Source organism: Phaeovulum sp. (genome assembly GCF_041596715.1).
Classification (GTDB): domain Bacteria; phylum Pseudomonadota; class Alphaproteobacteria; order Rhodobacterales; family Rhodobacteraceae; genus UBA6213.
Genome location: NZ_JBFHIA010000087.1, coordinates 1 through 11,593, shown reverse-complemented (window position 1 = coordinate 11,593; position 11,593 = coordinate 1). Strand labels below are relative to the sequence as shown.

General features: G+C 60.7%; 9 protein-coding genes and 1 tRNA gene. 5 read left to right on the top strand and 5 right to left on the bottom strand.

Annotation, left to right across the window (positions count from 1 at the left end; genetic code table 11):
• Positions 1 to 1,025 (bottom strand): serine--tRNA ligase (serS, locus tag ABY403_RS07840; protein WP_372840212.1); only part of this gene is annotated, 1,025 nt, incomplete at its 3' end.
• A gap of 149 nt (positions 1,026 to 1,174) precedes the next feature.
• Here serS and ABY403_RS07835 point away from each other — a divergent pair.
• On the top strand, positions 1,175 to 1,390 hold the full coding sequence (locus ABY403_RS07835; protein ID WP_372840211.1) for a hypothetical protein: 216 nt from the start codon (positions 1,175 to 1,177) through the stop codon (positions 1,388 to 1,390).
• Positions 1,391 to 1,396: 6 nt separating this feature from the next.
• Here ABY403_RS07835 and ABY403_RS07830 read toward each other — a convergent pair whose 3' ends face one another.
• The 4 genes from ABY403_RS07830 to ABY403_RS07815 all read right to left on the bottom strand — a co-directional run bounded on the left by ABY403_RS07830 (position 1,397) and on the right by ABY403_RS07815 (position 3,616).
• The gene (locus tag ABY403_RS07830) at positions 1,397 to 1,765 is read right to left on the bottom strand and encodes an ArsR/SmtB family transcription factor (RefSeq protein WP_372840210.1); all 369 of its coding nucleotides are present in this window, start codon (positions 1,763 to 1,765) and stop codon (positions 1,397 to 1,399) included.
• A gap of 529 nt (positions 1,766 to 2,294) precedes the next feature.
• Positions 2,295 to 2,456, bottom strand: a complete 162-nt coding sequence (locus ABY403_RS07825; protein WP_372840209.1) for a hypothetical protein — start codon at positions 2,454 to 2,456, stop codon at positions 2,295 to 2,297.
• A 90-nt stretch (positions 2,457 to 2,546) separates the two neighbouring features.
• Positions 2,547 to 3,041, bottom strand: coding sequence for a disulfide bond formation protein B (locus ABY403_RS07820; RefSeq protein ID WP_372840208.1), 495 nt, complete (start codon positions 3,039 to 3,041; stop codon positions 2,547 to 2,549).
• The gene (locus ABY403_RS07815; protein WP_372840213.1) at positions 3,038 to 3,616 is read right to left on the bottom strand and encodes a YqaA family protein; all 579 of its coding nucleotides are present in this window, start codon (positions 3,614 to 3,616) and stop codon (positions 3,038 to 3,040) included. The genes ABY403_RS07820 and ABY403_RS07815 overlap by 4 nt, the downstream gene beginning before the upstream one ends.
• Before the next feature lie 115 nt (positions 3,617 to 3,731).
• On the opposite strand from ABY403_RS07815, the gene ABY403_RS07810 reads away from it, so the two are divergent.
• The 4 genes from ABY403_RS07810 to ABY403_RS07795 form a co-directional block, all read left to right on the top strand.
• A tRNA-Leu gene (locus tag ABY403_RS07810) sits at positions 3,732 to 3,815 on the top strand.
• Between the two features lie 815 nt (positions 3,816 to 4,630).
• A complete protein-coding gene (locus ABY403_RS07805; RefSeq protein WP_372840207.1) occupies positions 4,631 to 8,338 on the top strand; it encodes a Hint domain-containing protein in 3,708 nt (1,235 codons plus the stop codon).
• 211 nt (positions 8,339 to 8,549) lie between these two features.
• Positions 8,550 to 9,311 carry a Hint domain-containing protein gene (locus ABY403_RS07800; RefSeq protein ID WP_372840206.1) on the top strand — a complete coding sequence of 254 codons (762 nt, stop codon included), beginning with the start codon at positions 8,550 to 8,552 and terminating at the stop codon, positions 9,309 to 9,311.
• 128 nt (positions 9,312 to 9,439) lie between these two features.
• Positions 9,440 to 11,593, top strand: a 2,154-nt coding sequence (locus ABY403_RS07795; protein ID WP_372840205.1) for a Hint domain-containing protein, incomplete at its 3' end; no start/stop codon positions are given.

Genomic DNA, 11,593 nt, shown 5'->3' with positions numbered 1-11,593 from the left:
GGAAGCCAAACCTCTAGGTCATGCGTTTTCTGGCTGCCAAAGCCCATGTCGCCGGTGCACAGAACGATCGTGCGATAGGGCAGGCCCAGTTGCTGCAACACCGCCTCGGCACAAGCTGTCATGCGCTCGTGTTCGGCCAGTGCTTCCTCGGGCGCACAGATCGTGACCATTTCGGCCTTTTCAAACTGATGCTGGCGCAACATGCCCGAGGTATCCTTGCCCGCCGACCCTGCCTCGGACCGGAAGCACTGGGTCAGTGCTGTCATGCGGATCGGAAGCGCCGCCTCATCAAGCAACTCGCCCGCAACCGTATTGGTCAGCGTCACCTCGGCGGTCGGGATCAGCCACCAGCCATTGGTGGTCTGATAGCTGTCTTCGGCGAACTTGGGCAGGTTGCCGGTGCCGAACATCGCCTCGTCGCGCACCAGAACCGGGGTGATCATCTCGGTCAGCCCGTGTTTGTCGGTGTGCAGATCCAGCATGAATTGGCCAAGCGCGCGGTGGATACGCGCGACCCCGCGCGACAGCACCACGAAGCGCGAGCCGGAAAGCTTGGCAGCCGTTTCGAAATCCATCGCCTTGGCGACGCCCGCAATCTGGTAATGCTCTACCGGCGCAAAATCGAAAGCGCGCGGGGTGCCCCAACGGCGGATTTCGACGTTGCCGTGTTCATCTGCACCATCTGGCACTTCATCCAGCGGCAGGTTCGGAATCCGCATCAGCATGTCACGCAGGGCAGCGTCTTCGGCGCTTGCCTCTGTGGTCAGCCGCGCGATCTCGGCTTTCTTATCAGCCACCAGTGCGCGCAGGCGCTCGAACTCTGCGTCGTCGCCACGTGCCTTGGCGGCACCAACCTCTTTGCTGGCGCGGTTCTGTTCGGCCTGCGCCGTTTCTGCGGCCATGATCTTGCCGCGCCGGTCTTCGTCAAGCGCGAGGATGGCAGGCGAGGCAGGCGCAAGGCCGCGCCGCGCCAAGGCGGCATCGAAAGCGGCTGGGTTTTCACGGATGGCGCGAATGTCGTGCATGGCGGGCCTCGTCTGGCAGGGTCTGGCGTCGCTGTAGCGCATCGGGGCGCGCGCGAAAAGACCGGCCGAAACATCAATGGCTTTTACGCGCGCGGCGCAGAGGCGTATCATGCGCCTGTGCCCATTCGGGCACTGTTGTGGAGGACATCATGCGGTACGGTATACGCCTTGCGGCGGCGTCAACCATGATCGGGGTCTTGCTTGCACCCACTTTGGCGCTTGGCGAGCCCAGTTGCACCGGCTGGATGGATCAGGGCAACGGAACAAGCTGGCAAACCTGCGTGGGCGATGACGGCAAGCAGCGGTGCTATGAGATCAACAATGCACCCGGCAGCACCTCGCGCGAGGTAACTTGCAGCGGCTGACCCGGTTCAGGGTGCCTTGCAGAATAGATCGTAAACCAGCGCCACCACCTGTTCGGCCTTGGGGTCTGACAGCGAATAATACATCGCCTTGCCTTCGCGCCGACAGGTTACGAGCCCTTCAAGGCGTAGCCGCGCAAGCTGTTGGCTGACTGCGGCCTGCCGCGATTCCAGCAGGTTTTCGAGTTCTGTCACCGATTTCTCACCCGAGGTGAGATAGCACAGAATCATCAGCCGCCCCTCATGCGCGAGCGCCTTGAGGAAGGTCGAAGCCAATTGCGCGCGCCCCATCATCTCGGCAGGCGCAATCGCCACGCAGCCAAGATCGGCGTCGTAAGCGTCGTCAGCGGTGGAATCTGGTGGGGTTGCAGAGGTCATTTACAGCCTGTTGTCTGATTGCACCCGCTGGCTGTGCCATCGGGTCGCTCGCCGTTAACATGGGAGCGCAGGTGAATCGAGACAAGATGTTTTGCGCCATTGCTTTGGCCACAGTGCGCGCGTGCGGCACTCTGCCTCGTGCGTTCGGCGTTTCTGTCGCATCGGAAATGTCGCATTTGTGCCGTATGATACGAATCATATCCTGCGGTCGCTGCAACGGCCAAAAGATATAGGGGTCGATGGGGCTTGGCCGGTCCACCGGGCTGCACCGATACTCGGAGGTTGCGTCGGCAGGGGCAGGCTTGATCCTTCTTCGGTCCCGTAAGCTGCCTGCGCGTGGTCTGGGTTTTCGTGCTGCAAACTCGGGCCACGGCGGCGGTGCCGACGCGGCCCCCGTGTGACCAAAGCGCGCCATCATGCCGAAATCAGCAGCAAAAAGCACGGGTAGTACACCACCCGTGCTGTTAATCGCTACGCCACTGAAAACTGCGTAGCCCAGAAATGTTACGAAAGCGTAAACGCGGCCAGATCAGGCTTCAGCGGCGACGGAACCTTGGTCTCGCGTGGTTTTCGCTTTTGCATCATCGTCATCTGCGGCAGGTGCATTGAACAAAAGGGTCAGCCGCCCGAGTTCGCCCGTTACGGCAAGAAGCATCAAGATCACGGCGAGAGTGTCAAATGTCAGCAGCACGGCGGCTCTCCGAATTAACTACGCCCCTTTTGTGGCATGCAATTCGGGCCGGATTACGGCCACCATGTGGCGTTTGGTTAACGCCGGTGCCTATTTGCGCCGCGCCGCCGCGATCCAGATGGCCATCAGGGCAAAAGAGGCTATCGCGTTCATGCTGGCCATCGAAATGCCCATCAAGCTCCACGCGACCTCGTCACAGCGCACCATCGGCGTTGCCATCAGCTGGTTGAGCAAATCTTGCGCGCTTTGCTCGCCAAGCGTGCCCGCGGTGCAGGTGTCGGGCCCGGGCCACCATTTCTGCTCGACCCCGGTATGATAGATGCCGATCAGCGCGGTCGCGAGTGCGGCAAGCGCCCCGACCCAAGCAAGCTGTGCAGACGGCCGCCAAACCAGCGCCACAATTATTACCGCCACGGCCAGCATATGCGGATATCGCTGCCACCAGCAAAGCTGGCAGGGTACATATCCCAACGCCTGAAACACATAGGCGACCGCGAGCAACGTCGCAGACCCTGATGCTGCCAATACCATCAGCCGCAGCCGCGAGGCCGAGAGCTTGGCGTAGATCTGGCGAAGAGTTTTCATAGGTATCTCACAAAGTAGAAGCTGCCGATCAGCACCACGAAGAACACGATGAACACCCAACCCAAGCGCCGCTCGATGAAATCGCGCATCGGTGCGCCGAACCGCCACAACAAAGCCGCTATGAGAAAAAAGCGCAAGGCCCGGGCTATAAACGAAACCGTGACAAACAGCGGCAGCGAAAGCTGTGTTGCGCCTGAAAAGATGGTGATGACCTTGTAGGGAAAGGGCGTCACCCCGGCGATCATCACGGCCCAGGCACCATAATCGTTGAATCGCGTTGCAAGCGTATCGAAGTTTTCTTGCGCGCCGTAAAAATCGAGTAGCGGGCGGCCAACCGCATCCATCAACCCCCAGCCGATGTAATAGCCAAGCATCCCGCCCGCGACCGAGGCGAGCGTGGCCACCCCAGCAATCAGGAATGCGCGCGATGGCCGCGCCACGATCATCGGAATCATCAGCACGTCAGGGGGGATCGGAAATACCGAACTTTCTATGAAGGCAATCAGGATCAGCGCCCAAAGCGCATGGCGGTGCCCGGCAAGCCCCAGCACCAGATCGTAAAGCTTGCGGATCATTACCACGATGGGCACCCCTGTTGTTCGGTCTGCCTCCCTTCGCGCGCCACGCGTGCGTCGTCAAGCACGCGAGCCACTTGCCACCGCCGGTAAGCGGCGCTAATGCAGGTGCCGGGCCCAAGTGGCGAAATGGTAGACGCAGGGGACTCAAAATCCCCCGCCGCAAGGCGTGTCGGTTCGAGTCCGACCTTGGGCACCATCGCTTATCCGTAGCTAGACAGGCGCAATTTGCGCGCTTGCAGCGCTGATACGCCGCAGCTTCGCCAGACAGAACCGCTTTTGACGCCGAATCGGTTGTGCGGCTTTTGCGATTCGACGCGGCACCTTCCAGCACGAACAGTGCTGCAAAATTGCGCACTTTGGTTGAAAACCTTGAACAATCGCGCTAACCACTTTGCGACTTTTTCAGGGCAGCCCGTGGCGCACGCCGCGTGTTCGCGCGTTTCTAAAAACGAAACAATCGGCCACAAGCGATTCCTGAACGCTGGTCAGGCGCAGGCTTGCCCCGTGTTAATTCCCTATTAAACTTAGTCTAAAGTGAATGTCGGCTGGCGCATGTATGTTTGGCGCAGGAAACAATCGTGCCATCATTCGGGCCGGATTGCGGTTAATTCTGGCCACCGCCGCCGCAGTGTCGCCGTAGTTGTGCCACGTTTGATGCATTTTTCCCTTCCGAGAACAGGGGTCGCGCGGTATCCCTGAATAGCCCGATTGGGGGGCAACTGGCCATGGGGGTGGTCAGGTACGAGCAATGCATCCAGAGGATGCAGGTTTGACGGAACGGTGCTGCTAAGGAACGGGGCGATCTGCTGCCTCGTATGATCTTCTAGGCTCAGAACGGGCTATGCCACCGCTTTTGGGTGGCACAGAAGACATGTTTCCAGCCCGCCTAGCATGCCTGTCATTTCCATGGGTGTGGTTAAGGGGATGAACTGCCTGGCCATGTAGAACCTGCGTCAAAGACGCAAATCGCACGGATCAGGTGGTCGCCGTCGGGCGGATTGGAGAGATGACATGGGCTATTCGAATATTGCACAAGACTATACGATTTATGCGTGGGACCTTGCCGCGGTTACCACGAGCGGAAATGTCTTTCCTGACACCGAAGACGGCGTGTCAAAGCCAGCGGGAATGAGCTTTACGATCGCGTCCTCGGCAAGCTTGACCCAGATCGGGATGACCGATTCAGACAAGAAGCTGAATGACGAAGACTCCGATCAGCTTACGAAATCCAATGTCTCGCTTGATGGCAAGACCTTCGCACCCAGCGAGCTTGATGCCGAGTATTCCTATGTCGTTCGCCCGGCCGGCTCGACCGACAAGAGCGATGAAATCAAGCTTTACGCGATTTCGATGAACGGCAATGTCATCGGCTTCGTTTCGGAAGACCCGATGCAACCGGGCGTGACCTATGATGTCATCAAGCTGTCGAGCGATTGCCCCTCGGTCTATTACAAAGACCTTGCCACCACCTCGCTGCCGCCTGTGGTTACGCTGGACGGAATCGTCGAGGGCACGGATGGGGCCGACCTGATCGATTCCAACTATACTGGCGATCCCGATGGCGACCGCATCGACAATAATGACGCGATCCTGCCCGGCGAGGCGCCGCAAGACGATATCGTAGAGGCTGGCGCTGGCAATGACACCATCTACGCCGGTGAAGGCGATGATGACGTGCGCGCCGGTGAGGGGGATGACCTCGTTTACGGCGAGGCGGGCAACGACAGCCTCGCAGGCGGCGAAGGTAATGACACGCTGGATGGCGGCACTGGCGACGACACGTTGCTGGGTGGTTCGGGCGATGACAGCCTGACCGGTGGCACTGGCAACGATGTGATCTGGGGCGACATTGCCGGGTCGGGCGGCGAAACGCCTGCAAACGTGGCTGATCCGCTTACGCTTTCGGCGGCCAACGTCAAATCGGGTTCGCAAACGGGTTGCGACGGGCAGGCCAACGCGGGTGACAGCGTCATCTACAAGAACGTGACCGTAACCGAAGACGGGCGCGTGGTGATGGCCAAGCTGGTCTTGGTTGACCGCTCGAGCGGTCTCAACGTCGATCTGACCGGCGGCGCAGGCAAGGAAATCCTGCTTAACGCCAACAACGATTCATCGGACGCAGGCAAGACCGCGAGCTTCAGGCTGGAGTTTTATGACCAAGCGACCGGTGAGCCGATCTCGATTTCGTCGATTGCCACCTTTGGCGACCTCGACAAGACTCAGTTTGCTGAAAAGGTCGGTATCCCGGCCTCGCAGTTCACCAACTATGGTCTGACCTCAGATACCTCGCTCAACCTGACCGCGGGCAGCATGATTACCGCCACGGGGACCGAGCAAAACGACCCATCCGATCAGGATGCGTGGTTCTCGGCGGCGTTTGAAGACCGGGATTTCATCGAGTTCACCCTGACCACGCGCGAGGTCAACTCTGGCTTCACGCTGAATGGCGCGGTGATCGAGCAGCCGGTGATCGTCGATCTGATTCCCGGCAATGACACGCTCGACGGCGGAGAGGGCGACGATACGCTTTACGGCGAAGGCGGCGACGATCTGCTGACCGGGGGCGCGGGTGCCGACAATATGTCTGGCGGCGACGACCGTGACACCTTCATCGTTGCCTCCGGCGCAGCCGGTGCGGGCGACATGATCGACGGCGGCGAGGGTGGCGATGATTTCGACGTGCTCGATCTGACCGGCGCGGGCCCGCTGCGCATCGAATACGATCCGTCGAACTCTGAAAACGGCACCGTGCAGTTTCTGGATGCTGAAGGCAATGTCACCGGTACGCTGAACTTTGTGAACATCGAAAAAGTCATTGCCGACCAAGGCGATGGCATTGTCGAGGGCACGACTGGCGATGATCTGATCGACCTTGCCTACACGGGCGATCCCGAAGGCGACATGATCGACAACTCCGATGCCCTTCTGCCCGGCGAAGCGCCGCAAGACGATATCGTGCTGGCGGGCGATGGCAACGACACCGTTTATGCCGGGCTCGGCAATGACGAGGTCTACGGCGAAGACGGCAATGACGTTCTTTATGGCGAAGCCGGCGACGATTACATCTCGGGCGGCAACGGCAATGACGTGCTGTATGGCGGCGACGGCAACGACACGCTCGATGCCGGGCAGGGCCTTGATACGCTTTATGGTGGCGCGGGCGACGATGTGCTGTTGGGCGGGCCGCGCGAAGACATGTTGGATGGCGGTTCGGGCAATGACACATTGCTGGGCGGGAACGCCGCTGACACGCTCGATGGCGGCTCGGGCAACGACAGTTTGGTAGGCAATCAGGGCAACGACTGGATTTCGGGTGGCGACGGTAACGACTTTGCCGATGGCGGTGACGGTGATGATTACATCAACACCTCGGGTGGCGGCGCGACCCCCTTGCCAGACCTTGGCTACCCCGGCCTGTTCCCGGCAGATGCCGACCCGCTCAACGACCGCGACACGGTGTATGGCGGCGCGGGCAATGACACCATCATCACCGGTGACGATGCCGACTGGATCGATGGCGGCAGCGGCAATGACGTAATCGACGCAGGCTTCGACCGCGACACGGTATTTGGCGGCGAGGGCAACGATTTCATCGTCGGCGGTGAAGGCTCTGACTATATCGAGGGCGGCGCGGGCGATGACACGATTTATGGCGGGCTTGATCCTGCCTATCCCGACAGCCTGAACATTCCTGACGCCACCGACCTCGTGCCTGACAACGGCCGTGACACCATCCACGGCGGCGAAGGCAACGATAAGATCTTCGGTCAGGATGATGACGACCTGATCTACGGCGATGCCGGCAATGACTACATCGACGGTGGTATCGACGAAGATACGATCTATGGCGGCACGGGCAACGACACGATCATTGGCGGCGAAGGTGCGGACAGCATGTCCGGCGGCGCCGACCGCGATCTCTTTATCGTCGGTAGCAACACCGCCGGGCTTGGCGACGTTATCGACGGCAATGAAGAAGGCGACGATGTCGATACCTTGGATCTGACGGGTTCCGGTCCGCTGCGCGTGGTCTATGACCCTTCCAATGCGGAAAACGGCACCGTGCAGTTCCTCGACGGGGTTGGCGGTGCGGTCAAGGGTGTGCTGACGTTCAAGAATATCGAGAATGTCATCCCCTGCTTCACGCCGGGCACGCTGGTGGCAACGCCGCGAGGCGAGGTGGCGGTGGAAGAGCTGCGCGCAGGCGACCGGGTGATTACCCGCGACAACGGCTTGCAGCAGATCCGCTGGGTCGGCAAGCGGGTGCTGGACCGCGCCGAACTGTCTGCCGCGCCGCATCTTCGCCCTGTGCTGATCCGCGCCGGAAGCCTTGGCAACGGCCTGCCCGAGCGCGACATGCTGGTCAGCCCGAACCACCGGATGCTGGTCGCCAACGACCGCACCGCGCTTTATTTCGAAGAGCACGAGGTGCTGGTGGCTGCCAAACATCTGATTGATAACAAGGGTGTTCTGTCGGTTGAAGTGTTGGGCACGACCTACCTGCACTTCCTCTTCGATCGCCACGAAGTGGTGCTGGCCAACGGTGCTTGGACCGAAAGTTTCCAGCCGGGCGACCAGACACTTGGCGGTATGGGCAATGCGCAGCGCAACGAGATCTTCGAGCTGTTCCCAGAGCTTCAGACCGAACAAGGTGTTGAAAGCTATGGCGCGGCGCGTCGGACGCTGAAAAAGCATGAGGCGGCGCTACTGGCTCGTTAAGCCGGTAAGTTCCACCTGGGGGCCGCCCGGCAACGGGCGCATGGGCGAGGCGCCATTGGTGCCTCGCCCGTTTCTTGCGGCGAAACAGAATTGTGACGAAATTAGGTCGGATTTCAGGCATTTCAGCTATGCGGATTTGGCAATACCGCCTAAGCTCTGACCTTGGGGGCACTCTTTTCCTGCGCGTATTGCGCTGAAGAAGGTGACATAAATGCTGCATCATTCTCGCCTGCCAGCGGGGGGCCGTGAACATGAGCAATCTGAAACCGCATCCCCGGATGCGGCTTTCGTTGCCATGCGTTTCGCGTTCACGTCTTACGAGCGTAACGAAGGCTGGCTACGCCCTGCCGATGCCGATGGGTTCGGGGGCGAAGCTGTCCGGCTTAGCGAGTTTGTTGCCGCACTTCCCTGTTTCACGCCGCAGATCGCGATTGCGACAGAAACTGGCCCGCAACTGGCGGGTGACCTGCAAGTAGGTGCACGGGTGCTGACCCGCGATCATGGGCCGCAAGCGGTGCATTGGGTCGGGCGGCGGCGCTTTGGCTGGCGCGAGCTTGGGCTGAACCCGGCGCTGCGCCCAATCCGCATTGCCGCCGGGGCGCTTGGTGACGGCGTTCCTGCCGCCGACATGCTTGTTTCGCCGAACCATCGCTTTCTTGCAGCCTTGCCCGGCCAGCGCCTGACTGATGAGACCGAACGGCTTTGGCAGGCACGCGCGCTGCTTGGCAGAGAGGGCGTCACAAGGGTCGATGCACCGCACGTCGAATATGTGCAGCTTCTGCTCGACCGGCACGAATTGGTGCTTTCCGAAGGCGCGTGGAGCGAAAGTTTCCAGCCTTCAGCGGCGCGGCTGGCAGCACTCGCGCCCGCAGCGCGTGCCGAGATTTTGGCCAAGGTTCCTGCTTTGCAGGGCGATGCGGCTGATGTTTTTGCCTCGGTCCGCCCGGAAGCTGTGGCTGTTGACGCAGGCTGATCGCGGCCCCCGCTTGGGCCGGCATTGGTGCGTGTATTCACTACAATAGCACTTATTTACCGGAATTCTGACGCAATTGGTCCGCAGTCTTTCCATACCGAATACTTGGTTATGGGGCTTCGAACTAAATGGCTGTCAGAACTGGCACAAGCGGCAATGACGATCTCAGAGGCGGCGGCGCTGCAGACACGCTGACCGGCTTGGCAGGCAACGACTCGATCAGCGGCGCTGGCGGCAACGACTATATCGAAGCTGGCGTAGAGACGCTTTCCAATACCCCATTGTACCTGAATTGGAGCAGCCGCGGCAACGACGGCACCAATATCGGCAACACCTACACGCAAAACACCGGTGGCATCAACGCGACCGTCACCTATACCGACCACGGCCCCGCGACGAGTTTTCAGGTCGAAACCAGCGCAACCCAATACGTCGCACCGGGCGAGACATTCGCGACCAATTCGGGCGCGCAGATTAACGCGAGCGGCGCGGGCCTTGCCGCTACCGTCAAGGTTGCCTTTTCATCGGTTGCTGACGCGGGCTTTGCGGACGAGGTTGTGAACGTCGCATTCCGCTTGAACGACATCGATTCTGGCGGCTGGCAAGATATCATGACCATCCGCGCCTACGACGCGGCGGGAAACCCGGTTACGGTCAATATCACGCCCGCGGGCGATGATACCGTTTCTGGCAACACGATCACCGCAGGTCCCAATGGCGACTCGATCAGCAGTGCTGGCGGTTCGGTGCTGATCGAGATTCCGGGGCCGGTTTCCTATTTTGAAATCGACTACTCGAACGGGCTTTCTGCTGGGCAGCTTGTCGTAATTTCGGACATCCTGTTCGAGGCCGTGCCGACTGACAACGACACCGTTTCGGGCGGCAATGGTAACGATACCATCACGGGCGGTCTGGGTGACGACTGGCTCATGGGCGATGCCGGTACCGATTACATCGATGGCGGCGCGGGCAACGACACACTCGATGGCGGCACCGAAAACGACACGCTCATCGGCGGCGCTGGCAACGACAGTATGCTTGGTGGCGATGGCAACGACTCGCTCGACGGCGGCACCGGTAACGACACGATCTACGGTGGCGCGGGTGTCGATACGATGTATGGCGGCGACGGCAATGATCTGATGTACGGCGAGGCGGGTGCCGACTACATGGACGGCGGCGCTGGCAACGACACGCTTGATGGCGGTACCGAAAACGACACCTTGCTGGGCGGCGACGGCAATGACCTTTTGCTCGGCGGTGCTGGCAACGACTCGTTGGTCGGCGGCGCGGGCAATGACACGCTTACGGGCGGGGCCGGTGCCGATGTTCTCAGCGGCGGGCAAGGCATGGATTATGCCGACTATTCCGCCTCTACAGCGGGGGTCAATGTTGATCTTTTGGCAGGCACCGGCACTGGTGGCGATGCCGCGGGTGATACGCTTTCGGGTGTCGATGGCCTGATCGGTTCTGCCTATAACGACACGCTGCTAGGCTATGATGGGTTCTCGGCTGACCCGTCTGACCCTTTCACGAACGTCTTTTATGCGGGCGCTGGCAACGACTATCTCGATGGCCGCGGCGGTGACGACTCGCTTTACGGCGAGGCGGGCAATGACACCATCTATGGTGGCGCGGGTAACGACCTGATCGACGGCGGCGAGGGCAACGATCAACTTGATGGCGGGGCGGGCCAAGACACGATCTATGGCGGCACCGGGTCTGACACGATCACGCTGAACTACGGCGAAAGCGCGGGCGATGTGATCGTTGGCGGCGAAGATGTCGGCAACGGCGATGTTGACGTGCTGGTCATCAACGGTCGCGCCAAGATCCTGCTCGATACCAACCCCGAAAACGGCACGATCCGTTGGGCCAACGGCGAGACCACGACATTCTCGAATATCGAGAACATCCTTCAGGTGCCCTGTTTCACCCCGGGCGCGCTGATCGAAACCAAAGACGGGCCGATTGCGGTGGAAAACCTGCGCGTCGGGCAAAAGGTGCTAACGCGGGACAACGGTTTTAAGCGCATCCGCTGGATCGGGCGGCGCGTGCTTGACGCGCGCGAGCTTGCGGCCAACCCGACGCTGCAACCCGTGCTGATCCGCAAGGGCGCATTGGGTGACGGGCTTCCCACCGCCGATCTGCGCGTGTCACCACAGCACCGGATGCTGCTCAGCGGGCCGCGCGCCGATCTCTTGTTCGGCGAATCCGAAGTGCTTGCCGCCGCGCTGCATCTGGTCGGTCAACCCGGCATAGAGCGCGCGCCTTGCGAAAGC